The sequence below is a fragment of the Vreelandella andesensis genome, assembly GCF_003989795.1.
Classification (GTDB): domain Bacteria; phylum Pseudomonadota; class Gammaproteobacteria; order Pseudomonadales; family Halomonadaceae; genus Vreelandella; species Vreelandella andesensis.
In genome coordinates this window covers 57,558-81,884 of the sequence record NZ_RZHG01000015.1, presented here as the reverse complement: position 1 = coordinate 81,884, position 24,327 = coordinate 57,558, and the positions used below count along the sequence as shown (strand labels likewise).

The 24,327-nt window shown below is 52.8% G+C and carries 24 protein-coding genes; 16 read left to right on the top strand and 8 right to left on the bottom strand.

Annotated elements, in window-relative coordinates; translation table 11 throughout:
• The first annotated feature begins 10 nt into the window (after positions 1–10).
• From radC to ald, 6 genes are all read left to right on the top strand, one after another.
• Positions 11–685 carry a RadC family protein gene (gene radC, locus ELY33_RS07700; protein WP_126946487.1) on the top strand — a complete coding sequence of 225 codons (675 nt, stop codon included), beginning with the start codon at positions 11–13 and terminating at the stop codon, positions 683–685.
• Positions 686–935: 250 nt separating this feature from the next.
• Positions 936–1,172, top strand: a complete 237-nt coding sequence (rpmB, locus tag ELY33_RS07695; protein ID WP_126946345.1) for a 50S ribosomal protein L28 — start codon at positions 936–938, stop codon at positions 1,170–1,172.
• 26 nt (positions 1,173–1,198) lie between these two features.
• The gene (rpmG, locus tag ELY33_RS07690; protein ID WP_009098622.1) at positions 1,199–1,354 is read left to right on the top strand and encodes a 50S ribosomal protein L33; all 156 of its coding nucleotides are present in this window, start codon (positions 1,199–1,201) and stop codon (positions 1,352–1,354) included.
• Positions 1,355–1,574: 220 nt separating this feature from the next.
• Positions 1,575–2,402 carry a bifunctional DNA-formamidopyrimidine glycosylase/DNA-(apurinic or apyrimidinic site) lyase gene (gene mutM / locus ELY33_RS07685; protein WP_126946342.1) on the top strand — a complete coding sequence of 276 codons (828 nt, stop codon included), beginning with the start codon at positions 1,575–1,577 and terminating at the stop codon, positions 2,400–2,402.
• Between the two features lie 96 nt (positions 2,403–2,498).
• Entirely contained in the window at positions 2,499–3,689 is a 1,191-nt protein-coding gene (locus tag ELY33_RS07680) for a class I SAM-dependent rRNA methyltransferase (protein ID WP_126946339.1), read from the top strand.
• 274 nt (positions 3,690–3,963) lie between these two features.
• Positions 3,964–5,079 carry an alanine dehydrogenase gene (gene ald / locus ELY33_RS07675; RefSeq protein WP_126946336.1) on the top strand — a complete coding sequence of 372 codons (1,116 nt, stop codon included), beginning with the start codon at positions 3,964–3,966 and terminating at the stop codon, positions 5,077–5,079.
• 57 nt (positions 5,080–5,136) lie between these two features.
• Here the strand turns inward: ald and ELY33_RS07670 are convergent, their stop codons facing one another.
• Complete coding sequence (locus ELY33_RS07670; RefSeq protein WP_126946333.1) at positions 5,137–5,385, bottom strand: SlyX family protein; 249 nt, start codon at positions 5,383–5,385, stop codon at positions 5,137–5,139.
• A 110-nt stretch (positions 5,386–5,495) separates the two neighbouring features.
• On the opposite strand from ELY33_RS07670, the gene ELY33_RS18230 reads away from it, so the two are divergent.
• A complete protein-coding gene (locus ELY33_RS18230; protein ID WP_038481105.1) occupies positions 5,496–6,038 on the top strand; it encodes a cold-shock protein in 543 nt (180 codons plus the stop codon).
• 84 nt (positions 6,039–6,122) lie between these two features.
• Here ELY33_RS18230 and ELY33_RS07660 read toward each other — a convergent pair whose 3' ends face one another.
• The 7 genes from ELY33_RS07660 to map form a co-directional block, all read right to left on the bottom strand.
• Positions 6,123–6,512, bottom strand: a complete 390-nt coding sequence (locus ELY33_RS07660) for a hypothetical protein (RefSeq protein WP_126946330.1) — start codon at positions 6,510–6,512, stop codon at positions 6,123–6,125.
• On the bottom strand, positions 6,509–7,681 hold the full coding sequence (gene dapE, locus ELY33_RS07655; RefSeq protein WP_126946327.1) for a succinyl-diaminopimelate desuccinylase: 1,173 nt from the start codon (positions 7,679–7,681) through the stop codon (positions 6,509–6,511). The genes ELY33_RS07660 and dapE overlap by 4 nt, the downstream gene beginning before the upstream one ends.
• Positions 7,668–8,693 (bottom strand): 2,3,4,5-tetrahydropyridine-2,6-dicarboxylate N-succinyltransferase, encoded by a 1,026-nt coding sequence (gene dapD, locus ELY33_RS07650; RefSeq protein ID WP_126946324.1) that lies wholly within the window; start codon positions 8,691–8,693, stop codon positions 7,668–7,670. The genes dapE and dapD overlap by 14 nt, the downstream gene beginning before the upstream one ends.
• Before the next feature lie 76 nt (positions 8,694–8,769).
• The gene (locus ELY33_RS07645) at positions 8,770–9,117 is read right to left on the bottom strand and encodes a Spx/MgsR family RNA polymerase-binding regulatory protein (protein ID WP_126946321.1); all 348 of its coding nucleotides are present in this window, start codon (positions 9,115–9,117) and stop codon (positions 8,770–8,772) included.
• A gap of 29 nt (positions 9,118–9,146) precedes the next feature.
• Positions 9,147–10,343: a succinyldiaminopimelate transaminase gene (gene dapC / locus ELY33_RS07640; RefSeq protein ID WP_126946318.1), complete on the bottom strand. Its 1,197-nt coding sequence runs from the start codon at positions 10,341–10,343 to the stop codon at positions 9,147–9,149.
• A gap of 128 nt (positions 10,344–10,471) precedes the next feature.
• Entirely contained in the window at positions 10,472–13,147 is a 2,676-nt protein-coding gene (locus tag ELY33_RS07635) for a [protein-PII] uridylyltransferase (RefSeq protein WP_126946315.1), read from the bottom strand.
• The gene (gene map / locus ELY33_RS07630; RefSeq protein WP_126946312.1) at positions 13,147–13,938 is read right to left on the bottom strand and encodes a type I methionyl aminopeptidase; all 792 of its coding nucleotides are present in this window, start codon (positions 13,936–13,938) and stop codon (positions 13,147–13,149) included. The genes ELY33_RS07635 and map overlap by 1 nt, the downstream gene beginning before the upstream one ends.
• 336 nt (positions 13,939–14,274) lie before the next feature.
• On the opposite strand from map, the gene rpsB reads away from it, so the two are divergent.
• The 9 genes from rpsB (at position 14,275) to bamA (ending at position 24,321) form a co-directional block, all read left to right on the top strand.
• A complete protein-coding gene (rpsB, locus tag ELY33_RS07625) occupies positions 14,275–15,024 on the top strand; it encodes a 30S ribosomal protein S2 (protein ID WP_126946309.1) in 750 nt (249 codons plus the stop codon).
• Positions 15,025–15,241: 217 nt separating this feature from the next.
• Positions 15,242–16,111 (top strand): translation elongation factor Ts, encoded by an 870-nt coding sequence (gene tsf / locus ELY33_RS07620; protein ID WP_126946306.1) that lies wholly within the window; start codon positions 15,242–15,244, stop codon positions 16,109–16,111.
• Positions 16,112–16,232: 121 nt separating this feature from the next.
• Positions 16,233–17,006: a UMP kinase gene (pyrH, locus tag ELY33_RS07615; protein WP_126946303.1), complete on the top strand. Its 774-nt coding sequence runs from the start codon at positions 16,233–16,235 to the stop codon at positions 17,004–17,006.
• A gap of 4 nt (positions 17,007–17,010) precedes the next feature.
• The gene (frr, locus tag ELY33_RS07610) at positions 17,011–17,568 is read left to right on the top strand and encodes a ribosome recycling factor (RefSeq protein WP_126946301.1); all 558 of its coding nucleotides are present in this window, start codon (positions 17,011–17,013) and stop codon (positions 17,566–17,568) included.
• Positions 17,569–17,674: 106 nt separating this feature from the next.
• Positions 17,675–18,460 (top strand): polyprenyl diphosphate synthase, encoded by a 786-nt coding sequence (gene uppS / locus ELY33_RS07605; RefSeq protein WP_126946298.1) that lies wholly within the window; start codon positions 17,675–17,677, stop codon positions 18,458–18,460.
• Positions 18,453–19,274, top strand: coding sequence for a phosphatidate cytidylyltransferase (locus tag ELY33_RS07600; protein WP_126946295.1), 822 nt, complete (start codon positions 18,453–18,455; stop codon positions 19,272–19,274). Before uppS ends, ELY33_RS07600 begins: the two co-directional genes overlap by 8 nt.
• Positions 19,271–20,458: a 1-deoxy-D-xylulose-5-phosphate reductoisomerase gene (gene ispC / locus ELY33_RS07595; RefSeq protein ID WP_126946292.1), complete on the top strand. Its 1,188-nt coding sequence runs from the start codon at positions 19,271–19,273 to the stop codon at positions 20,456–20,458. Before ELY33_RS07600 ends, ispC begins: the two co-directional genes overlap by 4 nt.
• A 52-nt stretch (positions 20,459–20,510) precedes the next feature.
• Positions 20,511–21,869, top strand: coding sequence for a sigma E protease regulator RseP (rseP, locus tag ELY33_RS07590; RefSeq protein ID WP_126946289.1), 1,359 nt, complete (start codon positions 20,511–20,513; stop codon positions 21,867–21,869).
• A 100-nt stretch (positions 21,870–21,969) separates the two neighbouring features.
• Positions 21,970–24,321, top strand: coding sequence for an outer membrane protein assembly factor BamA (gene bamA / locus ELY33_RS07585; protein ID WP_422822288.1), 2,352 nt, complete (start codon positions 21,970–21,972; stop codon positions 24,319–24,321).
• Positions 24,322–24,327 lie beyond the last annotated feature (6 nt).

Genomic DNA, 24,327 nt, shown 5'->3' with positions numbered 1-24,327 from the left:
GGAGGCGGCGATGGGGATTAACCACTGGCCAGAAGGTGAGCGGCCGCGAGAGAAGTTATTAAACATGGGCGTGCAGGCGCTTTCTGACGCTGAGCTGCTTGCCATTTTTCTGCGGGTAGGCGTTCAAGGGCGCTCTGCCGTGGATTTGGCTCGGGACCTACTAGTCAGTTTTGGTGGTCTGAGGCAGTTATTAGAAGCAGACCAGGACCAGTTTTGCGCTGCACGGGGGCTTGGTAGTGCGAAATTTGCTCAGCTTCAGGCGACCCTTGAGCTTTCCAGGCGTCACATGGCGAGCCAGCTTGCCCGTGGCAATGCGCTTACATCACCAGCTCTTGTACGGCATTACCTAAGCTCCCAGCTTCGTCATTTGGGGCATGAAGAGTTTGCCGTGCTTTTTTTGGATACACAGCATCGAATTATTCGCTATGAATCCCTTTTTCGCGGTACCCTAGACAACGCATCCGTTTATCCCCGCGAAGTAGCCAAGCGTGCGCTTGAATTACACGCTGGTGCTGTCATCCTGGCACACAACCACCCCTCGGGTGTTGCTGAGCCAAGCGATGCTGATCGACGTATTACCGAACGTCTAAAAGATGCTCTTGCACTCTTCGATGTGCGAGTGCTTGATCATTTCGTGGTGGGGGACGGTGACGTGGTTTCGTTTGCCGAGCGCGGTTGGCTATAGCATTTAATGAAAACGGTGTGACGTCAAGTTATCGTCGTTTGCCTAAGTAAATTGTCTAAAAAGTGCCTTTTTCGGCATTTTGGTGCGTTTTTGCTTGCTGGTAGCCGGGTGCTCTGGTATAAAGTGCCACCTTTAAACTTGGGTTGAATAACGGATTTGGGTAAAGCTTGGCGGTTAATCGCGTCGACTCCCTCCCTGCTCCGGTTTGCCCGACAGTTTTGAACAACTCGCCAAGCGGTTGGAGGCTCTCATGTCCAAAGTATGTCAGGTTACCGGCAAGCGTCCGGTAACTGGTAATAACGTTTCACACTCCCAGCGTAAGACACGTCGTCGTTTCTTGCCGAACCTGCACGCCCATCGTTTTTGGGTTGAATCAGAAAACCGCTTCGTCAAGCTGCGCGTTTCCTCTAAAGGGATGCGCATTATTGACAAGAAAGGTATCGAAACGGTTCTGGCTGATATCCGCAAGCGCGGCGACGCCATCTAAGCAAGTATTTTTGGGAGAGTTAAACCATGCGCGATAAAATCAAGCTGGTGTCTAGTGCCGGTACTGGCCACTTTTACACCACTGATAAGAATAAGCGGAATACACCGGATAAGTTCGAATTCAAGAAATACGACCCGGTCGTCCGTAAGCACGTTATCTACAAGGAAGCTAAGATCAAGTAATTGCGATTACAATGATCGGCTTTCACCGCAGGCGAGTGCCTGTTGAAAAACCCGGCCCTAAGCCGGGTTTTTGCATTTCGGTATTTAGCGGTATGACGGATTCGGTATGGCTGGTTTAGTATAACGGGCTGTGCGTGTCTCCATCCTCAGCACGGCATAACCTCAGAACCGCACAAGCGGCAGAGTGTTTGTCATGGTGCTGTCATCATAGGCTTTCATTATGCCCGAATTGCCTGAAGTTGAAACGACGCGGCGTGGCATTGCCCCTTATTTAGAAGGGCAGGAAGTCACCGAAGTGTTGGTGCGTCAGCCCCGTTTGCGCGTGCCGGTGCCCGACGATCTCGCCGAACGGCTGGTAGGTTCTCGGGTTGGGGTACTAAGACGCCGCGCAAAGTATCTACAAATCCCTGTGGCAACACCGGAAGGTGAGGCCACGTTGTTATGGCACTTGGGCATGTCGGGCAGTCTACGCATTGCCAAGGTCGGTGACTTGCCTAAAAAGCACGACCATGTCGATGTGGTGATGGCCAGTGGTCATGTGCTGCGCTACCACGACCCGCGGCGCTTTGGTTTTGTGGACTGGCAGCAAGGCGATGGCGGTTTAGATTCGCGCCTTGCGCACCTTGGTCCTGAGCCGCTGGATGGCGCGTTTAATGGCCGCTGGCTGTATAACGCATCGCGTAATAAACGCGTTGCGGTAAAGCCTTTTTTAATGGATAACCGCGTGGTGGTCGGTGCGGGCAATATTTATGCAGCCGAAGCGCTCTTTATGGCGGGTATCGACCCTCGACGCGCTGCTGGAAAAGTTTCATTGGCGCGTTACCAGCAGCTAGCCGCCGCGGTTAAAGAGGTGTTGGCGGCAGCGATTACCCAGGGCGGTACCACGCTGCGAGATTTTGTCAGTGGACAGGGCGAGCCTGGTTACTTTGCCCAACAACTGAATGTGTATGGGCGCCATGGGCAGCCTTGCCTGCGCTGTGGCGTTGAGCTGCGTCGTATTACCCTGGGGCAGCGGGCCAGCGTGTTTTGCCCAGGTTGCCAGCGCTAGCGGCCGCTATTTGATATTAATTGTTTTGCCTATGCTTGCAGGGTCTATGTGCTTTGTAAGATTGCTCTTTTGGAGATTGCTCTTTTGGAGATTGTTGTGACTCAACGCCTGCGCCTGAATAAAAATGCTGATCGCCGCCTGAAAGCGGGCCATCTGTGGATCTACTCCAATGAGGTAGATATCAAAGAGACGCCGCTTAAAAACTTTGCTGCAGGTGAGTCTGCTTTGGTCGAGGCTTCCAATGGCAAAACCCTTGGCGTCGCTTACATTAATCCACATTCGCTGATCTGTGGTCGAGTGATGTCTCGCGACCCAGAGATGCGCCTAGATCGCTCGCTATTCGTCCACCGTTTTAACCAGGCGTTGGCCCTGCGTGAACGACTGTTCGATAAGCCCTTTTACCGTTTGATTCACGGTGAAGGTGATCTGTTGCCAGGCTTAGTGATTGACCGTTTCGGTGATGTGGTGGTGGTTCAGCTGAATACCGCGGGTATGCAAGCGCTGGCGGAAGACATAGTCGATGCGCTGGAAAAAGTCGTTAAACCTCATGCCATTGTGTTCCGCAATGATACGGGCGGTCGCCGTCAGGAAGGTCTAGAAGCTCACGTTGAAGTGGTAAAGGGCACACTGCCTGATGAAGTTCTGCTGGAAGAGAATGGCGTCACCTTTGCGGTGCCTGTGTTGAACGGCCAAAAAACAGGGTGGTTCTACGACCACCGCGTCAATCGCGCATGGCTGAACAGCCAAGTGGCGGGCAAGCGCGTGCTGGATGTGTTTAGTTACGTGGGCGGTTGGGGTGTTCAGGCAGCCGCCAGCGGTGCCTCAGAAGTGCTATGTGTTGATGCGTCTGCTTCGGCGTTGGATCAAGTGGCTCGTAACGCTGAGCTAAATGGTGTGCAAGAGCAAGTGGCGATAGCAGAAGGCGATGCCTTTGAAGCGTTAGCGGCACTGAAAGCCGATGGCGAACAGTTTGATGTTGTCATTCTTGATCCGCCTGCGTTTATCAAAAAGCGCAAGGACATCCCTAATGGTGAGCGTGCTTACGCACGGCTGAATCGCGAAGCGATGCGCCTGCTGGGTCGTGATGGCTTGCTGTTGTCGGCTTCGTGCTCCATGCACCTCGCGCCTGAACGTTTGGTGGATGTGGTGCGTGGCGCCGTTCGCCACCAAGACCGTCACGGTCAGGTGATTTTTCAGGGCCATCAAGGGCCCGATCACCCGGTTCATCCGGCGATTCCGGAAACCTCGTATTTGAAAGCACTGGGCGTTCGCGTCTTTCGCGATTAAACCAAGCGTGTTTACGGTGATGCGGTGATGGTTGAACAATGGATGATAACGTGCCGTCGATTTTTTCGCTGATTTTTGTTAAACGTTAGATTTTTCTTCAAAAAAACGCCTTAGTCGGCGTTTTTTTTGTTTTTCTTGCTCGGGGTGGTGGTTAGTGCCAGCTGTGCTGTACTTTGCTGAGTAGCACTTATGTATGGCCTGGCACATACGGCTGGGTGTTGAAAACTGACACGTAAGATTCAGCACCAACAATCAATAGAGAAGGAAAACGCTAATGAAAATCGCCGTACCAAAAGAGATCAAAAACCACGAGTATCGAGTGGCGCTTACCCCGACAGGCGCACGGGAATTAGTGGGGCGTGGTCACTCGGTAAGTGTCCAGGCAGCCGCGGGAGAGGGTGCAGGGTTTAGCGACAGCGACTACGAGGCCGCTGGTGCTAAGGTAGAAGCTAATGTAGACGCGCTGTGGCAAAGCGCCGAGCTGATTCTCAAAGTAAAAGAACCTCAAGCCGAAGAAGTAGCACGTCTAACAGCTAATCAGACGTTGTTCACCTACTTGCATTTGGCCGCTGAGGAGAAGCTGACCCAAGGCTTGATGGCCAGCGGTGCGACCTGTATTGCCTATGAAACCATTATCGATGCAAAAGGTGGGTTGCCGTTGCTTGCACCGATGAGCACGGTGGCTGGTCGCATGGCCGTTCAGGCAGGCGCGCATAGCCTGGAAAAAGCGCAGGGCGGTTCCGGCGTGTTATTGCCAGGGGTGCCGGGCGTTGCACCGGGTAAGGTTACCGTGATTGGTGGTGGTGTGGTCGGTGAAAACGCCGCCCGTATGGCGCTAGGGTTAGGGGCCGAGGTGACCATTCTGGATAAATCGATTGCTCGCTTAGAAGTGCTTGATGATCGTTATCAGGGACGTATCAAAACGGTCTACTCTACGGCGGACGCCCTTGATCAGGCAGCTAAAGAGTCCGATATGATTATTGGTGCTGTGCTCATTCCTGGTGCCGCTGCGCCTAAGCTGATTACCCGTGCCATGTTGGCCGATATGAAGCCTGGCAGTGTGCTGGTTGACGTCGCCATTGATCAGGGCGGCTGTTTTGAAACCAGCAAAGCCACCACGCACGCCGAGCCGACCTATAGTGTGGACGGTATTGTTCATTACTGCGTGGCCAATATGCCTGGAGCGGTAGCGCGCACATCTACCCTGGGGCTAACTAATGCCACGCTGCCGTTTGTGCTAGCGCTCGCTGATAAAGGTTGGCAACAAGCACTGAAAGACGACCCGCACTTTCTGCCAGGGTTAAATGTCCATAATGGCCAAGTAACTTATCAGGCCGTTGCCGAGGCTTTCGGGCTTAATAGTATCGACCCAGCGAGCGCAGTAGCGTGATAGCCGGTACGTCAAATAGTAGTAGTTATTGTTAGTGTTAATACTGGTGCGGTATTGCTAGTAGTGAGGGGGGGCTTCATCCTCTGGGCGGGTATCACCCTGTGAGTCACCCGCTTGGAGTGCTTGATATTGCTCACGCAAGCGCTCACGCATCAGTGAGCTCAGCTGTTCCAGCTTTTCTAGCCGGCGTTCCTGCTGGGCAACCGCCTGATCAAGCGTATCTAACCAGTGTTCCTGGTAAGCCAGTCGACTCTCTAAAGATTCAAGAAGTTGAGTTAGCTCAGCAGGCGATAATTCGTTTGTCATGATAACATCGTCACCTTGTGTAGTATGCTTGGTACTGTTAGGAATGGGCCTAGTGGGCCGAGTATTGTCCTTCGTCTGTTACCCATACAACAAGAGAGCTTTTATCATCTATGAATCCAAAAGTTGTTTTTCGCTGTTTTTTCATCAGTGTTTTACTTGCCGCCCCCACGCCACTTCTTTTGGCGGGGATTGTTCATTTAACGAATGCACCGCTTGCTGAGCAGTGGCTGGCTGAACTTGCCATCAGCGGGGTTAGTGGTGTGTATATTGCCGCTGCTTTGGGTTGTTTTATTGCGTTATTTATAGGCACGTTAGCCGCTGCAGCTCTGGCGCCGCCTATGGTAGTGAAAGCTGATGTTTCTAGGACTAAATCTGCGCCGCGTCAGCCTCAAGCGGTACCTGAGGTGGAAGATGATGAAGAGGAAGATATCATCGACCCCAACGATGGTCGCGAAGAAGGTGAAGTAAAGTGGTTCAATACCAATAAGGGTTACGGCTTTATTACCCGAGATAATGGTGAGGATGTGTTTGTTCACTTTCGCGCTATTCGTGGTCGTGGCCCGCGTATGCTTGCTGAGGGACAAATTGTTCGCTATCACGTGATTAAGAATGACCGTGGTCTTCAAGCGGACGACGTTAGTATTATTGAGTAGCGTTTATTAAATCGTTTTTATTTGATAGCGCTGGCATCGTTAACTGCTGAAAGACAAGACCCCGCTAAGCGGGGTCTTGTGCGTTTAACGGCCTGAATCAGGCCATTCAATGGCTTTTTCTTGACCGCCTGGCATTACCTGCCAGAAACGGTCGGGGTCATCGCCTGGGTGCCAGCCACCAAGCGAACAGCGCACTTCTGTCTGCAAGGCCTCGGCAGCATGCTGAGCGCACTCCTGGTCTGTGTGCCAAGGCGTGTGGTGGCTATCGAACCACAGGCTGGCAAAGCCATCGGCAGCGTTGTCCACCAACAATACGGGCACTGCTTCACCTTGATGGTGGCCGTGAGTTTTCCATTTGCCTTTGCCCGCTGGGCTAAGTGGCGGCGCATCGAGAGCTTCGCTTAGCCACGCGTTGACTCTATCTATCGCTACGCTGGCAAGGTATACCTCGATATCTGGGAACCGTTCCATCATACGCTCACCTCGTCATCCGTTAACAGGGCTTGTAGCGTTGCCTCATAAATACGGCTTAGCTCATCCAGGTCACTGGCGCGCACGCGCTCATTCACTTTGTGAATAGTGTCGTTAAGTGGGCCAAGCTCGACCACTTGGGCGCCAAGGGTTGCAATGAAACGACCATCTGAGGTGCCGCCGCTAGTTGAAAGCGCGGGACGTTCGCCGGTGACGGCTTCGACGCCGCGAATGGCAGCGTCGACCAACTCGCCTTCTGCGGTTAGAAACGGTTCGCCGTTGAGTGTCCAATCGATGTGGTACTCAAGGCCATGCGTATCCAACATCGATTCGGTCCGGCTTTTTAGCATCTCATGGGTAACTTCAGTGGAATAACGGAAGTTAAAGACAACTTCGACTTCACCGGGAATGACGTTAGTGGCTCCGGTGCCTGCGCGAAAATTAGATACCTGGAAGCTGGTGGCCGGAAAAAAGTCATTGCCCGCGTCCCAGTGCTCGCTAACCAGCGCATCTAGGGCGGGCATTGCTTGGTGAATAGGGTTGCGTGCAAGATGCGGATAGGCGACATGGCCTTGCACCCCCTTGATATGCAGAACACCACCCAGTGACCCGCGGCGGCCATTTTTGATCGTATCGCCCAGTCGAGAGGTCGAAGAAGGCTCACCCACAATGCAGTAGTCCAAGCGCTCGTTACGTTCGCGTAAATGTTCAACCACTGCGCGGGTGCCATCTACAGCGGGACCTTCCTCATCGGATGTGATCAAAAATGCAATGCGGCCATCGTGCTCTGGATGGGTTCTCACAAAGCGCTCAACAGCGGTGAGCATCGCCGCTAGGCTGCCTTTCATGTCGGCAGCACCTCGTCCACAAAGCATGCCGTGTTCATCAATGCATGGCTCAAACGGTGGGAATTCCCAGTTCGTATGTGGGCCGCAGGGCACAACATCAGTGTGGCCAGCGAAGGCTAATACGGGGCCATGATGACCTCTTATTGCCCAGAAATTTTTGACATCGCCAAACGGTAGTTGCTCGATATGAAAACCGAGCGCTGTTAAGCGCTCGATCATAAGGTTCTGGCAGCCTTCGTCATCCGGCGTTACCGATGCCCGACTAAGTAGCTCAAACGCGAGCTGCAGCGTGGGCGACAGCGCTTCAGGCTCAGTTATGGGCATGCAGCGCCTCATTCAGCGCAATGGCGCTTTTATTGGTCAAGCACTCAATGCGGCCATTTTGCGAGTTGCGGCGCAGTAACAAGTCATTCTGGCCCGCTAATTCGCGTGCTGCCACGGTCTTAACTTCCTGATTCTGATCGTCGAGCAGAGTGACTTTCGAACCTGCGGTAATATATAAACCCGCTTCTACGGTGCATCGGTCGCCAAGCGGAATACCGATACCGGCGTTGGCACCAATCAGGCAACCTTCGCCTACCTTGATAATAATATTGCCGCCGCCAGAAAGTGTTCCCATGGTAGAGCAGCCGCCGCCGAGGTCAGAGCCTTTGCCGACCATAACGCCTGCGGAAATACGCCCTTCGATCATACCGGGGCCTTCGGTACCTGCGTTGAAGTTGACGAAGCCTTCATGCATTACCGTGGTGCCTTCACCTAGGTAAGCCCCTAGGCGCACGCGAGCGGTGTCGCCAATGCGGATACCAGTGGGTACCACGTAATCGGTCATTTTGGGGAATTTGTCGACACAGTCGACTGACAGCGCTCGACCCGCTAAACGCGCTTTCAAGCGGCGGGTGGGCAACTCCTCGATATCAATCGCGCCTTCATTGGTCCAGGCGATATTGCGCAGCAGGCCGAACATGCCAGTCAGATCCAAACCGTGGGGCTTCACTAAGCGATGGGAGAGCAGGTGCAGCTTTAAATAAACTTCAGGAGCGGTTTGCGGTGCCTGATCGCTTTCTAAAAACATCGCGACTAGCGGACGATGGCTGGCAGCGAATGATTCAGCGAGTGCTGCCTGCTCAGAGTGGCCAGCAGCTTCTAACGCTTTGGCTAGGCGCGTGCAATCTTCGGGCAGAAAGCTGATCGCTGTATTTCCGGCAGGGGCGTCTAGCGCCGCTTTGGCCGCAGCGACCAGATTGTCTGCAGGATTAAACAGCGGTGCTGGGTAGTAGATTTCTAGCCAGTCGCCCTGGGTGTTTTGGGTGCCGATTCCAAGCGCGAAGCTCAGCATAACGCGTCTTCCTTTAAAGTTTTGATTCAAAATTAGAGTTTTGATTCACAATCAGTTGTTAGGGTTCAGTGGCGGGTTAGCCGCTGAGAGAGTCGTAATCGCCGTCGCGGTAGCCGACTAAAATAGTGCTGTCATCAATTTCTAACAGTGGTCTTTTGAGCAGTGTGGGCTGTTCAAGCAGTAGCTTGCGGGAAGAGGTAGCATCCACGTTGTCTTTTACTTCCTGGGGTAAGTCGCGCCATGTTTTACTGCGCTTATTAAGCGCCTCTAACAGCGGTACACGCTCAAGAATGTGCTCAAGCAGGCCAGCGGACAGCCCATCCTTACGCAGGTCGTGCGTCTTGAAAGGGATGCCTTTTTCTTCAAGTGCTTTGCGTGCTTTGCGGCAGGTATCGCACGTGTTGATAATATAGAGCGTCAGCATATAGCCTCCTTAAATACACCTACGGCGCCTTAGCCGCGCTCGACTAGTTGGCGAAGTCGCTTGGCTGCTTCAAGTGTGGGCGCAAGTTCCGCCACTAACGCTAAACGTAGTCGACCTGAGCCGGGATTATGGCCATGTTGCCCTAGGCGGCCCATGAGGCTGCCAGGTAAGACGCTGACGTGTTGCTCGCTAAAGAGCCGCTGGGTAAAGGCGATATCATCACCGTCTGGCACCGCTGGCCACAGGTAAAAGCTAGCTTCCGGCGGAGGGAAGTTCATTACCGGAGCTAGGACGCTGGTCACTGCGCTAAATTTTTCGCGGTAAGCATCGCGATTAGCACGCACGTGGGTTTCGTCCTGCCAGGCGGCGATAGAGGCGTACTGAAGCGGTAGCGACATTGCGCAGCCGTGGTAGGTGCGGTAGCGCTTAAATGGTGTAAGAAGGTTCGCATCACCGGCGACAAAGCCGGAACGCAGCCCAGGCAAGTTGGAACGCTTCGATAGCGAATGAAACACGACACAGCGTTGGTAATCATCGCGGCCAAGCTCGGCGCAAGCCTGTAGCAAGCCTGGAGGGGGCGTGTTTTCATCCAGATATAATTCTGAATAGCACTCATCAGAGGCGATAATAAAGTCGTGTTCGTCGGCCAACGCGATGAGCTGCTTGAACTCAGAGAGCGGCGTGACGGCGCCGGTGGGGTTACCTGGAGAGCAAACGAATACAATTTGTACATCGCGCCAGGTTGCCGCGCTCACTGCCGAAAAATTAGGGCGAAAGCCATTCTCAGCTGTGCAATCTAAATAGAGCGGTTCGCCCCCTGCGAGCAATGTTGCCCCTTCATAAATTTGATAAAAGGGGTTGGGAACAGCCACTTTGGCAGGACGATGACGATCTATCGCTGCTTGCACAAAGGCAAAAATCGCTTCTCGGGTGCCGTTAACTGGGAGTACTTGGCGTTCGGCATCCAGCCCAGCAAGCGAGAAACGCTGCGATGCCCAGTGGGCGATTGTTTCGCGCAGGGCGGGTAAACCATTGGTTGCCGGATAGCGGGCCATTTCCAATTGATGAGCTACCAGCGCTTCAAGTGCCCCTGCGAAAGGGGCGTGTTGGGGCTCCCCGATGGTAAGAGGGATATGTTCAAGCCCTGCCGGTGGCACAAGCGCTGCCTTTAGGGCGGCTAGTTTTTCAAACGGATAAGGGTGCAGAGCGTTCAGATCGGGATTCATGGCATGTCCGTTGATATAGCCTAAAGGCGGTACTGGATGTCTGTAAAACGACCAACTAAACCGTTGATTATAGGCAACCCCTGGTGGCACCTCAAACTTAACCACCAAGGTGTTGCTTATTTACACACTCACACGCCTAACACTTCGATAAGTCGTTCGCGAAGCTGCTGTTGCCGTTCTGGATCAGTAAGCGGCTCGCCTGCTTTTGTGGTGATAAAGAAAACGTCTTCAACCCGTTCTCCTAGCGTGGCAATTTTCGCCGCCGATAAGGCAATATCCTGTTCCATAAAAATGCGCCCCACACGAGCCAGCAGACCGGGGCGGTCTGGGGCGGTCAGTTCTAGTAGCGTACGTTCGTTGGCTGGATCCTGCTCAATCACTACCTCGGTAGGTACTTTGAAGTGTTTTAGCTGGCGCGGTGTGTGGCGCGTAACGATCTCTGGATAATCTTCCGGGTCGTCTAGCTCTTCGACGAGGTGCCGATGCATCTCTTTAATATGTTCAGGGTCGCGGATAGGTTGACCATAATGATCTAGCACGATGAACGTATTTAGCGTCCAGTCGTTGTGTGAGGTGGCGATGCGGGCATCGTGGATAGATAACCCTAACTGCTCCATGGCGGCGGCGGTCGCCGCAAATAGATCGTCCACCGAACGGGTATGAATAAATACTTTGGTGCCACCTTCGGCCATGTCGACGGTGGGCGCGCTAATTAAGACCAGCGGCAAATCAGACGGCTGGTGGGCAAGAATACCTTGGGTTTGCCAGACAATTTCGCTGGGTGCGTATTGAAGAAAATAGTCTTCCCCAAGGGATTCCCATAGGTGGTCAATCTGGGCGCTGTCTACGCCGACAGTTTGCAGCAGCGAGCGAGCTTCAGTGCGAGTTTCGCGTACCCAGTCATCACGCTCAGGCGGATTTTTTAACCCTCTCCGCAGCGCGCGCTTGGTTTCGGCATGAAGCTGTCGCAACAGTGATGCACGCCAGCCGTTCCACAGGGTGGGGTTGGTAGCGTTTATATCGGCCACTGTGAGCACGTAGAGATAGTCTAAGCGGGTTTCGTCGCGCACCGTTAGGGCGAAGTCACGAATCACATCGGGATCACTAATGTCGCGCTTCTGGGCAGTCATGGACATCAGCAGGTGATGCTCTACCAACCAGCGCAGCAAATTGGTGTCGTGCTGAGAAACATGGTGCCGATGACAGAAGTGCTCAACATCACGCGCGCCAATTTCAGAATGATCGCCGCCGCGGCCTTTACCAACATCGTGAAAAAGGCCGGCAATCCATAGTAGATCCATTTTAGGTAGCTGATGAATCAGGTTTGCCGCCACGGGAAACTCATCTTTGGCATCCGATTTGCGAAAACCGTGTATAAACTTCAGCAAGCGCAGGGTGTGGGCGTCTACCGTGTAAATGTGAAATAAGTCGTGTTGCATCAACCCGACAGCGCGACCAAACTCGGGAAGGTACTTGCCTAAAATGCCATAACGGTTCATGCGCCTTAACTGGCGGGGGACATTGCCCGGTGCCCGTAAAATGGACATGAACAGCCGCTGATGGCGAGGGTCTTCACGGTAGTGATCATCGATTTGATGGCGGTGGTCGCGGATCAAGCGAATGGTGTCAGCGCGGACACCTTCTATTTCCGGGTGCTTGGCCATCAGCAGGAACAATTCCAGCATGGCCGCAGGACGTTCTCGGAACAGATTGCGAGAGCGCACCTGAATGTAGCCGCCTTTCGTTTCGAAGCGCTCGTTCAGCTTAACGGTTTCCAGCGCTTCTTTTCCGCGCAGGATAACCTCATCAAAGTGCTGTAACAGCATGTCGTTAAGCCCTGCAAGTGCGGTCACATGCCGGTAGTAGCGCTTCATAAACTGTTCAACCGCTAAGCGCTCAGGGGTATCCCTAAAGCCAAACATCTCGGCAATAGTGCGCTGATGATCAAACAGTAGCCGATCTTCGGCGCGGCCAGTCAGCATGTGCAGGGTATAGCGCACCTGCCACAAAAAGGCTTGGCCCTGGCTTAGGATGCGAAGCTCGGCATCATTCATAAAGCCATTCGCAACAATGTCGGCATAGTGCTCAGTGCCAAAGTGGCGTTTAGCTACCCAGCCGATCATTTGAATATCACGCAGGCCGCCTGGGGAGCTTTTGAGGTTTGGCTCTAGATGATATTCAGAGTTGTTGTAACGGTAGTGGCGGGCAATTTGTTCTTGCCATTTCGCTTCGAAAAAACGATCGGCAGGCCAAATATGCTCGGCACTGAGGCGTTCACGCATCTTTTGGCGAAGGTTTTCGGGGCCGGCAATGAGTCGCGATTCCAGCAGGTTGGTAATCACGGTGACATCGGCCTCGGCCTCCCGCTCACAGTCATTAAGCGAGCGCACGCTATGGCCGATCTCAAGGCCAATATCCCATAAGAAAGTAATAAATGCGCTTAGCGGCTCGCGATAGGGAGTGTCGTCATCGTGCTCTAATAATAGCAGGAGGTCGATATCCGAGTGTGGGTGCAGCTCGCCTCGACCGTAGCCGCCGACTGCCACTAGAGCGACGCCCTCGTCAGGCCAATTGTGCTGCGCCCAGGCAATGGCCAGTAGCTGGTCCAGATACCACGCTCGTCCGCGGACAAGGTCGCGTATATCCGCCCCGGAACGAAACTGTTCATCCAGCCTAGTTTGTAACTCTCGCAGCGCCGCCTTAAATGGTGCAATAGGAGAACGTGATCCGGCTAGCTCAGTGCGAAACAAATCAAGATCATAGAGCGTGGTGTCCGGCTCGAACCGGTAGTGATGAAGAAGCATCAGTGATTCAGAAAGCTAAAGTCTTCGTTGCTGCGTGCGGTCAGCACGTCAACACCGGTTTCTGTGACCAGCAGCGTGTGCTCCCACTGAGCAGACAAGCTTCGGTCTTTGGTAACCGCGGTCCAGCCATCGCGCAACACTTTGGTTTTGTAGCCGCCCACGTTAATCATTGGTTCGATCGTAAAACACATGCCAGCTTCCAATTGAATGTCAGCATCTGGTGCATAGCCATCGTAGTGAAGAAACTGCGGATCTTCGTGGAAATCGGCACCGATGCCGTGGCCGCAAAAATCGCGGACCACAGAATAACCATGGACTTCAGCATGTTGCTGTATGGCGCGGGCAAGTTCTGACAGACGTACACCTGGTTTTACCAACGCAATGCTTTTATACAGACACTCTTGAGTAATACGGCATAAGCGCTCGCCCTGGATTGTTTCTCCGATCACGAACATCACACTGGAATCACCGTGGTAGCCATCCGTTGTTTTGACGGTAATGTCCAGATTCATGATGTCGCCGTTTTTCAGCTTTTTGGCGTCATCGGGGATGCCATGGCAAACCACGTGATTGATTGATGTGCAGGTTGCTTTCGGAAAGCCATGGTAATTTAACGGCGCAGGTGTAGAGCCTAAATTGTTAACAATGAAATCGTGGCAAAGGTGATCGATTTCACCCGTAGATATCCCCGCCTTGACATGGGGAGTGATCATTTCAATGACGCGGGCGGCTTGGCGCCCGGCTTCGCGCATTTTCTCGATTTCAGAAGGCGTCTTGATAGGAACGTTCATGAATTCTCGATGTGGGTTCTAAAAGTAAGTGGTGAACGGCAATGGTGAGCGGTAAATTAAGACCGTTACATGCGCTGTGACTTCATCTTGGTAATGATCTATGGTATAAAGCCGCGCGCTTTCCTGCAATCGCCATCCAATGCTTCTTTGTCGATTGGTCATCTGCAGAAAGGCTATTTAAACGCAATGCAGATAGTCTGTATTGCTAAACAGCAAGCCTTGAAAACACACATGCACCGGCACATGGTCCCGGGTGCCGCTGGCGACGTTTAACGACGCCACTGGTCGGATCCATGGGGTGCGTGGAGGCCTAACCCGAGTTTCAGGAGTTTTATCATGTCTCACGTTAATATGCGTGACCTGCTGAAAGCAGGCGCTCACTTCGGTCACCAAACCAAGTACTGGAATCCGAAGATGGGCAAGTTCATCTTCGGCGCGCGCAATAAGATTCATATCATCAACCTTGAGCACACTCTGCCGGCGCTGAACGAAGCGATCGACGTGGTTGAGAAGATGGCGGCATCCAACAACAAAATTTTGTTTGTTGGCACCAAGCGCAGCGCTAGCAAGATCATCAAAGAAGAAGCAAACCGCGTTAACCAGCCGTTCGTCAACCATCGCTGGTTGGGTGGCATGCTGACAAACTTCAAGACCATTCGTCAGTCCATCAAGCGTCTGCGCGACTTAGAAACAATGCGCGAAGACGGTACGTTCGAGAAGCTGACCAAGAAAGAAGTCTTGATGGCGACGCGTGAGCAAGACAAGCTTGAACGCTCTATCGGCGGTATTAAGAACATGGGCGGCCTTCCTGACGCGCTGTTCGTTATCGACGTTGATCACGAACGCATTGCGATCAACGAAGCCAACAAGCTGGGTATCCCGGTTATTGGTGTGGTAGATACAAACTCAAACCCAGATGGCGTTGATTACGTGATCCCGGGTAACGATGACTCCATTCGCGCTATTCAGATCTACGTGAAAGCCATTGCTGACGCGTGTGGTCGTGCGAAAGAAGGTCGTCCGGACGAGTTTGTTGAAGTGACTGAAGAAACCGCTTCTGCCGACACTGACGCTGCTGCCGAGTAACGGTTGTTATGGTGCGGCGGGCAGGTGAGCCGCATCATGTTAAGAGGGGGCCTTATGCCCCCTTTTTCCCGCGCTGAGTTCGCTCAAGCGGGCCGATTATGCCGGACACTCAATGCCGGCGAGCGCTCTGCAAAGTGATACGCAACGGTCATCTACCGAGCTTATACTCTGTAGCGTGTTTAACTTTCAGTTAGAACCATTTCCGAGGTGAAAACTCATGGCAGCTATCAGCGCCTCTCAGGTTAAGGAACTGCGCGAACGTACCGGTCTTGGCATGATGGAGTGTAAAAAAGCACTTACTGAAGCCGACGGTGATATCGAAGTTGCAATCGAGAACCTGCGTAAAAGCTCTGGCCTTAAAGCCGCGAAAAAAGCCGGTCGTACCGCCGCAGAGGGTGCCGTTGTTACTCGTGTAGCAGAAGACGGCAGCTACGGTGTGATGGTCGAAATCAACTCCGAGACTGACTTTGTTGCCCGTGACGACAACTTCATCGCTTTTACTAATAAGATCGTTGATGCGTTCTTTGCGGCGAAAAACGAAGACGTTGCAGCGGTAATGGCTGGCGATCTCGAGTCTACTCGTGAGCAGTTGGTACAGAAGATCGGCGAAAATATCGGCGTGCGTCGTGCCGTTGTTGTGAATGCTGTTGAAGGCGGCTTGGTCGGTGAATACGTTCACGGCGGCCGAATCGGCGTTTTGACTGTTCTCAAGGGTGGTAACTCGGAAGCTGCTAAAGACGTTGCTATGCACGTTGCAGCGATCAATCCGTCAGTTGCGCACCCAGAAGACATGCCGCAGGAAGAACTGGATAAAGAAAAAGCGATTATTTTAGCCCAGCCGGACATGGCCGGTAAGCCAGAACAGATCGCTGAGAAAATGGTTCAAGGTCGCCTGAAAAAGTACCTGGCCGAGAACAGCTTGACCGAACAGCCGTTCGTTAAAGACCCGAACCAGTCTGTTTCCGAGTTCGTGAAAGCGGCGGGTGGCGAAGTGGTTAGCTTCACGCGTTTTGAAGTGGGCGAAGGCATCGAGAAAGAAGAAGTCGACTTTGCTAAAGAAGTTATGGAACAGGCTGGCCGTCGCTAAGGTCAGAGGTTTCAGAAAGAAATGGCGTGCGCGCGAGCGCACGCCTTTGTGTATCCGGCTCCTGTGAAAAATGGGGCCGTCCCCGCCCACCTGTGTTCAGGTCTGCCTCAGGAGAGATGCCATGTCACGTGATGTTCAAGAGTCCACCCCCGCGGTTGCTGTCAGCAAGACTGAAAAGTCGAAATCAAAATACAAGCGTATTTTGCTGAAGCTGTCTGGTGAAGCGCTAATGGGGGAGCACGATTTTGGTATTGATCCGAAAGTGCTGGATCGTATGGCGCTAGAGATTGGCCAGTTGGTTGGCATTGGCGTTCAGGTGGGTATTGTGATTGGTGGCGGAAATCTGTTCCGTGGCGCGGCGCTTAATCAAGCTGGCATGGATCGGGTGACGGGGGACCACATGGGAATGCTGGCAACGGTCATGAATGCCCTAGCCATGCGTGATGCCCTGGAGCGCTCCAATATTCGTTCACGGGTGATGTCAGCGATTCCCATGAGTGGTGTGGTGGAACACTATGATCGCCGCACCGCCATCCGCTACTTAACGTCGGGAGACGTGGTGCTGTTTTCTGCTGGAACGGGCAACCCTTTCTTCACGACCGACTCTGCCGCTTGCTTACGTGGTATTGAAGTAGACGTCGATGTGGTGATCAAAGCCACTAAGGTGGACGGCGTGTACAATAAGGACCCAGTTAAATATCCCGATGCCGTGAAGTACGACCAGCTCTCTTACGACGATGCCCTAGATCAAAAATTGGGCGTTATGGATTTGACCGCTATCTGCCTGGTACGTGACCATAATATGCCGGTGCGGGTGTTTGATATGAACAAGCCTGGTGCCCTGCTGAATTTGGTAGTAGGGGGCAAGGAAGGCACGCTGATAGACAGAGGGTAATATCGTGATCAATGACATCAAGAAAGATGCAGATTCTCGCATGAAGAAAAGTGTTGAAGCGCTGAGCAGTAACTTCAACAAGATTCGTACAGGGCGTGCTCATCCCAGTATTCTAGACGCCGTTACCGTTGATTATTACGGTGGTCAGGTGCCGCTAAACCAAGTGGCTTCCGTCAACGTGGAAGATGCTCGTACGCTGACAGTAACGCCTTGGGAGCAGGGCATGGTGCCCAAGATTGAGAAGGCGATCATGACCTCTGATCTAGGCCTTAATCCTGCTAGCGCTGGTAATGTCATTCGTGTGCCGATGCCGATGTTGACGGAAGAGACGCGCAAAGGTTATATCAAACAAGCGCGTAGTGAAGCAGAACATGCGCGCGTGGCTGTGCGAAATGTACGTCGTGACGCCAATGGTGATTTTAAATCTTTGCTGAAAGATAAAGAAATTACCGAAGATGATCAGCGCCAGGGTGAAGACGAAATCCAGAAGCTGACGGATAAGTATATTGCCGAGGTCGATAAAGCACTTGCTGCAAAGGAACAGGATCTCATGCAGGTCTAACTATTATTATAAAAATAGCTACCTGCTTTCAATCAACCACGGGGAGCTTGGCTGCCCGTGGACCATCGTTTGGCTTTACTATGACTGATCTTTGGTGCGAGAACCCATGACGTCTCCGCAGCTTCCTAAAGCGCAGCAGGACGACGCGACCCCTTCTCAGACCGAGGAGGCGCCGCCATCCCATGTCGCTATTATTATGGATGGTAATAACCGCTGGGCGCGGGCTCGTGGGCTTTCTGGAGTGCGCGGTCACAGAGCCGGTGTTGAAGCCGTTAGAGCGGTAATTGAACGTGCTGCGCAACGAGGCGTTCAGACATTGAGTCTTTTTGCCTTTTCCAGCGAAAATTGGAAGCGTCCCGCAGCTGAGGTGAATGCGCTAATGGAGCTTTTTTTGATGGCGCTTAAACGCGAAGTTAAAAAGCTCAATGAGCGTAATATTCGCCTGTCAATTATTGGTGAGCAGCGTGGTTTTTCCCATGCCATTCAAAAGCATATTCAGCGTGCCGAGGCGTTAACCGCCGAGAATACCGGTATGCATTTGGTTATCGCTGCCAACTACGGCGGCCAATGGGATCTTACCCGGGCAGCTAGGCAGTTGGCGGAGCAAGTAGCCGCCGGTGAGTTAGCAGCTTCCGACATTGATGAAGCACGCCTTAATGCGGCGATGAATACGCACAATGTTCCGCCGATAGATTTATGCATACGCACTAGCGGGGAGCAGCGGCTATCTAATTTCATGTTATGGCAGCTGGCTTACGCGGAGCTGCATTTCTCGCCGCTGCTCTGGCCAGATTTCAACGGGGCGGCACTGGATGAGGCGCTGGACGATTTTTGCCTGCGCCGCCGTCGTTTTGGTATGACCGACGCACAAATAGAGGCGCAAGGTGCTTAAACAGCGGATGATTACTGCAGCTTGGTTGGCGCCCCTGACGCTGATCGGTTTGTTCGGACTACAAGGTGGGGCGTTTGCACTGTTTACAGCGTTAATTGTGCTGTTAGGTGCCTGGGAGTGGACCAACTTGGCCGGTGTAGCCCGTCAAAGCGCACGCTTTGCCTTGGTAGTCGTAATGGCAATGTTAATGTTGGCGATGTGGTTAGGTGGAACAGTGCTTGCCGCGTGGCCGCTTTGGTTGGCAGCAGCGGGATGGGTGATGAATCTTTATTGGGTGACTCACTATCCTGCTACTACCGGTCAGTGGCAAGCCACCTCTCGACGGTTATTAATGGGTGTCTGGGTGTTGCTGCCGTGCTGGGTAGGATTCAACGTGCTCCGCGATAGTGGCGCGGTATGGTTACTATTTGTGCTATTGCTGGTCTGGACTGCGGATATCGGCGCCTACTTTGCTGGCAGCCGTTGGGGTAAAAACAAGCTTGCTCCAAAAGTAAGCCCAGGCAAGTCCTGGGAAGGTGTCTATGGTGGTCTTGCGGCTACATTGTTGTTAGCGATTGTATTTGCTGTTTGGCAGCCCATAAGCTTTGTGGGGGGTGTCGCACTTGTGGTGATAGCCGGTTTAGTTACGCTTATTTCGGTGCTTGGAGATCTACTTGAAAGCATGCTTAAACGCTATCGAAACATCAAAGATTCAAGTCAGCTCTTACCAGGCCATGGCGGCGTGCTGGATCGTATTGATAGCCTGACGGCAGCTGTCCCTATTTTTGCACTATTTTATTTGCAGGTGATCCATCTACAGGTGAGCGCCCTATGAGTCAGCCCGCTGTTCAGCGCATTACAGTACTTGGTTCAACAGGTTCAATCGGTACAAGCACCCTTGATGTCATTGCTCAATACCCTGATCGCTACCGTGTTTATGCCTTGACGGCTCATACCTCAAAAGAAGCGCTCTTAGCACAATGTCACGTCCATCAGCCCACGGTTGCTGTGTTACATAACCCTGATGATGCGGCTTGGTTACAACAGGAACTTATAACGTCAGGACTCTCTACTAACGTTCTTGCAGGGCCTGAAGCGCTTTGTCAGGTAGCACGAGAAACCCAGGTGGACACGGTGATGGCCGCTATTGTGGGTGCCGCGGGTCTGCTGCCAGCGTTGGCGGCTGCTGAATCAGGTAAGCGAGTGCTGTTGGCTAATAAAGAAGCACTGGTGATGAGTGGCGCACTGTTTATGAATGCTGTTGCTCGCTCAGGTGCTACTTTATTGCCAATTGATTCCGAACATAATGCTATCTACCAGTGTCTACCTACTGAGCACAGGGGTGGTTTGCGTCGGCACGGTGTTCGCCAATTGCTGCTAACCGCCTCTGGCGGGCCCTTTCGTGGCTGGCAGGCAGAAAGTATTGCCAACGTGACGCCAGAGCAGGCGTGCCAACACCCTAACTGGTCAATGGGACGCAAAATCTCTGTCGACAGTGCGACGTTGATGAATAAAGGCTTAGAGCTTATTGAAGCGTGCTGGCTATTTGATGCAACGCCTGATCAGATACAGGTTGTGGTTCATCCGCAAAGCGTTATTCACTCGATGGTTGCCTATGAGGATGGTTCGGTGATTGCGCAGTTGGGTAATCCTGATATGCGCACGCCGATCGCGTACGGCTTAGCGTGGCCGGAACGGATCGATTCGGGTGTTGATACGCTGGATCTCTTCCAAGTGGCGCGTCTGGATTTTGAAGCCCCCGATGAAACGCTCTTTCCCTGTTTGAGACTTGCCCGCGAGGCAATGCATAAGGGGGGCGCTGCACCTGCGATTTTGAACGCAGCGAATGAGGTCGCCGTCGATGCTTTTCTGGAAGGGCAGCTTGGCTTCAGTGCGATTGCTGATGTAGTAGCAAAAGTGATGGCTTTAACGTTTGAAGCACGTGCCGACACGCTTGAGCAGATACTATCTGCGGATCAGTGGGCGCGAAAGCAGGCGGCATTAATTGTATGCCAGTAGTTCGCTTAGCATCAGCCATCGTTGATCAGCGAGTCGTGTAAAGGAGCGAAGAGTGGGCCTGATACAGAACATATTAGCGGTGATCGTGGTACTTGGTTTGTTGGTGACCTTTCACGAGTTTGGCCATTTCTGGGTAGCACGGCGCTGTGGTGTCAAGGTGCTGCGCTTCTCAGTTGGCTTTGGTAAGCCGCTATGGTCAACCGTTGATCGTCACGGTACCGAATTCGCGGTAGCAGCCATACCGCTCGGCGGCTACGTAAAGATGTTGGACGAGCGTGAAGCGCCTGTTCCGGAAGATCAGTTAGACCAAGCATTTAACCGCAAGACTGTGTGGCAACGCATTGCCATTGTTGCTGCTGGCCCGATTGCCAATTTTTTACTTGCGATTATTGCCTACTGGGCATTGTTTGTTGCTGGTACTACCACCGTTGCCCCCCTTGTTGGCGATGTTACTCCTAACTCGCCTGCGGCAGAGGCAGGACTCGCTCACGGTGCTGAAATTACCTCTATCCAGGGAGATGCCATGCGCTCCTGGGAAGAGATTAATTTAAAGCTTGTCTCCATGATCGGTTTTAATGGCGACTTGATGCTTGAAGTGCAGCCTGAAGGGTCAAATGCTTCTCGGGTTTATCAGCTTCCCGTTGCAAACTATATGGTTCGCCAGGATCCGCCCCAGCCACTGCAGAGCCTGGGTATTACGCCCTGGCGCCCGAACGTACCCGCGGTGTTAGGCCAAGTGATTGATGGCCAAGCGGCTTCCCAGGCTGGCCTTCGAGCGGGCGATCGTATTTTGTCGCTGAATGGCGAGCCAGTTAATGATTGGATGCAGTTTGTCTCGGTTATTCGAGAAAATGCTGGCCAAACCCTAGAGGTTGATTACCAGCGTGGTGATGAACAAGGTAGTCTCTCGTTAACGCCTGGCCGGAATCCGCTGGAGAGTGGCGGTGAGGTTGGTTACATTGGTGCTGGGGCGCAGCAGGTAGCATGGCCTGAAGAACTGCAACGTGAAATTCGCTACGGGCCTCTAGAGGCCGTGGGTCAAGCGGTATCTCGCACAGGTGAGATGACGCTGCTGACAGTAGATGCTATACGCAAGATGCTGGTGGGGCTTATTTCCCCGTCGAATCTTTCAGGGCCGATTACCATTGCGCAGATATCAGGCGACTCTGCTCGTGCAGGAATGGAAGCGTTTGTAGGCTTTCTAGCGTATCTTTCCATCAGCCTTGGTGTGCTTAATCTACTGCCGATACCTGTGCTAGATGGTGGGCATTTACTTTATTATTTTATAGAGGTGGTGCGTGGGCGGCCTGTCTCTGAGCAAACGCAAGCAGTAGGGTTGCGTATAGGGCTTGCCATGGTAGGCACCCTGATGTTGATGGCTCTCTATTTTGATCTGATGCGCCTGTGGTAATGACGCGTGTAGGGCGCTGGATGTCTTGTCATCCGCCTGCACAAATGTATATGGTGCCTATCTGGAATGATGGGCAGACCAACGCGAGCGAACTGACTGCATGAAAATCAAGACCCTTGGAATGGCGGCACTGTTGCTGGTAGGTGCCAGCAGTGCCCAAGCACAATCCTTTGATGTTTCCGACATTCGTGTGGAAGGACTGCAGCGGGTATCTGCCGCCTCGGTCTTTAATGCGTTTCCCGTCAATGCCAATGATCGTGTTAGCGAACAGCAGCTTGCTGCCGCGGCACGTGATTTATTTGCCACAGGCTTATTTGAAGACGTCTCCCTAGCACGAGAGGGAGATGTGCTGGTTATCCAGGTAGTTGAGCGGCCGACGATCGCGCGTTTGAACATCGAAGGTAATCAGCAGATTTCTGATGAGGATTTACGCAATGGCCTGCGCGAATCAGGCCTTTCCGAAGGGCAGGTGCTGCAGCTTTCCACGCTAGAAGAAATTCAGCGTGAGCTCGAAGGGGTTTATCAGGCTCAGGGTCGCTACAGTGCAGGCATTGATGTTGAAGTTGATGAAATTGATGAGGGCCGCGTCCAGGTTAATATCAATGTCAATGAAGGTGAAGTCGCTAAAATCCGACAGATCAATATTGTGGGTAATGAAGCCTTTGACGACGACACGCTGCGCGACGTATTTGAGCTGAATGACCGGCCAGGGCGCGTTTTTGGTTGGTTCTCTAAGAATGAGTACTCCCGCGAAGCGCTGGCAGGGGACATTGAGCGTCTACGCTCCTTCTACTTAGATCGTGGCTACGTTAATTTTGATGTCACCTCAACGCAGGTGTCGATTGGTCCTGAAAAGTCAGAAATTTTCATCTCGCTAAATATTGATGAAGGCAATCAGTTCCAAGTAGGCGACATTCGTTTTGCAGGTGATCTGCAAATTAGCGAAAACGAAGCGAATGAGTTACTGACCATTAGCCGTGGTGATACGTTCTCTCGTGGAAATCTCAACGCGTCTACTGAGGCTATCCGCCAGCGGCTTGGGGCGGAAGGCTTTGCGTTTGCTGAGGTTCAAGGTATTCCTGAAATGGCCGGTGATGGCGAAACGGTTGATTTGGTGATCGCAGTCAATCCTGGTCAGCGTACCTATGTGCGGCGTATTGAGTTTTACGGTAATACCACCACGCAAGACGAAGTATTACGTCGAGAAATGATTCAGTTAGAAGGTGCCCCCGCCTCGACCGAGTCGATTACCCAGTCGCGTCAACGCCTAGAACGCCTTGGCTTCTTCAGCCAAGTAGAAGTAGATACACAATCGGTTCCCGGCCAGCCTAACCTATTAGATGTCACCTATAACGTCGAAGAGCAGCCATCTGGTTCGGTATCCGCCAGCGTCGGCTTCTCGCAAAGCGCAGGGGTGATTTACGGTGTTGGTCTAGCGCAAAATAACTTCTTAGGTACCGGTAACCGCGTCAACATTGGTGCACAACGCAGCGATACGTTCACCAGTGTTAACTTTGCATTCACGGATCCCTACTGGACACTGGACGGTATTTCGCGCGGTTATAACGTCTTTTATCGAGAAACTGATTACGGCGACTCCGACATTTCGACGTTCTCTACGGATGCTTACGGTGCCGGTATCAACTTTGGTTATCCCATCAGCGAACTTTCTCGTCTGAACTTTGGTGCTAGCCTGGAAGAAATTAAGGTTAAGACTTACGACGATTCTGCCTCAGAAATCATTCGCTATGTCGAAGATCAAGGCGATGACGCGCAGAGCCTGAAGTTAACGGCGAGCTGGACGCGTAATAACTTGAACCGTGGCATTATGCCAACAGCGGGCAACTATCAGCGTCTATCGCTAGAAACAGGTGTTCCGGGGAGTGATGCGGAGTACTACAAGCTGCGTGCTCGTGCTCAGCAGCTGTTCCCGATCAATGATGATCAGACCTGGGCACTGAAGTTTACCGGTAATTTGGGCTATGCCGACACGCTGGGTAGCAACGACCCATATCCTTTCTATGAAAACTTCTACGCGGGTGGCTTGGGTTCAGTGCGTGGTTTTACATCGAATACTCTGGGACAACGTACAACGCCGACTCGAGATGGCGGTCGTGACCGTACACTGGGGGGGAACGTGCTGGTGGAAGGTTCAGCAGAAGTGCTCTTCCCAATGCCCTTTGTTGAAGATCAGCGAGCGATTCAACCGTCGCTCTTCCTTGACGCGGGTAATACCTTCTTGAGTTCTTGTTATGATGTTCAGGAAGCAGATGTTGGGCGCCAGCAGTGCAGCTCTGGGGTTGACCTGGATGACTTGCGCTACAGCGTTGGTATCGGCCTTTCGTGGCTAACGCCGGTAGGTCCGTTGACCTTCAGCGTGGCAGAGCCGTTAAGCGAAGAAAGCGGTGACGATACTCAGTTCTTTCAATTCTCGCTGGGCCAAACGTTCTAACACGGT

What these genes read in the sequence shown, in the direction of transcription:
- radC (WP_126946487.1), top strand. Translation starts at nt 11, where the DNA reads ATGGGGATTAACCACTGGCCAGAAGGTGAGCGGCCGCGAGAGAAGTTA.
- rpmB (WP_126946345.1), top strand. Translation starts at nt 936, where the DNA reads ATGTCCAAAGTATGTCAGGTTACCGGCAAGCGTCCGGTAACTGGTAAT.
- rpmG (WP_009098622.1), top strand. Translation starts at nt 1,199, where the DNA reads ATGCGCGATAAAATCAAGCTGGTGTCTAGTGCCGGTACTGGCCACTTT.
- mutM (WP_126946342.1), top strand. Translation starts at nt 1,575, where the DNA reads ATGCCCGAATTGCCTGAAGTTGAAACGACGCGGCGTGGCATTGCCCCT.
- ald (WP_126946336.1), top strand. Translation starts at nt 3,964, where the DNA reads ATGAAAATCGCCGTACCAAAAGAGATCAAAAACCACGAGTATCGAGTG.
- ELY33_RS07670 (WP_126946333.1), bottom strand. Translation starts at nt 5,385, where the DNA reads ATGACAAACGAATTATCGCCTGCTGAGCTAACTCAACTTCTTGAATCT.
- ELY33_RS18230 (WP_038481105.1), top strand. Translation starts at nt 5,496, where the DNA reads ATGAATCCAAAAGTTGTTTTTCGCTGTTTTTTCATCAGTGTTTTACTT.
- ELY33_RS07660 (WP_126946330.1), bottom strand. Translation starts at nt 6,512, where the DNA reads ATGATGGAACGGTTCCCAGATATCGAGGTATACCTTGCCAGCGTAGCG.
- dapE (WP_126946327.1), bottom strand. Translation starts at nt 7,681, where the DNA reads ATGCCCATAACTGAGCCTGAAGCGCTGTCGCCCACGCTGCAGCTCGCG.
- dapD (WP_126946324.1), bottom strand. Translation starts at nt 8,693, where the DNA reads ATGCTGAGCTTCGCGCTTGGAATCGGCACCCAAAACACCCAGGGCGAC.
- ELY33_RS07645 (WP_126946321.1), bottom strand. Translation starts at nt 9,117, where the DNA reads ATGCTGACGCTCTATATTATCAACACGTGCGATACCTGCCGCAAAGCA.
- dapC (WP_126946318.1), bottom strand. Translation starts at nt 10,343, where the DNA reads ATGAATCCCGATCTGAACGCTCTGCACCCTTATCCGTTTGAAAAACTA.
- ELY33_RS07635 (WP_126946315.1), bottom strand. Translation starts at nt 13,147, where the DNA reads ATGCTTCTTCATCACTACCGGTTCGAGCCGGACACCACGCTCTATGAT.
- map (WP_126946312.1), bottom strand. Translation starts at nt 13,938, where the DNA reads ATGAACGTTCCTATCAAGACGCCTTCTGAAATCGAGAAAATGCGCGAA.
- rpsB (WP_126946309.1), top strand. Translation starts at nt 14,275, where the DNA reads ATGTCTCACGTTAATATGCGTGACCTGCTGAAAGCAGGCGCTCACTTC.
- tsf (WP_126946306.1), top strand. Translation starts at nt 15,242, where the DNA reads ATGGCAGCTATCAGCGCCTCTCAGGTTAAGGAACTGCGCGAACGTACC.
- pyrH (WP_126946303.1), top strand. Translation starts at nt 16,233, where the DNA reads ATGTCACGTGATGTTCAAGAGTCCACCCCCGCGGTTGCTGTCAGCAAG.
- uppS (WP_126946298.1), top strand. Translation starts at nt 17,675, where the DNA reads ATGACGTCTCCGCAGCTTCCTAAAGCGCAGCAGGACGACGCGACCCCT.
- ispC (WP_126946292.1), top strand. Translation starts at nt 19,271, where the DNA reads ATGAGTCAGCCCGCTGTTCAGCGCATTACAGTACTTGGTTCAACAGGT.
- bamA (WP_422822288.1), top strand. Translation starts at nt 21,970, where the DNA reads ATGAAAATCAAGACCCTTGGAATGGCGGCACTGTTGCTGGTAGGTGCC.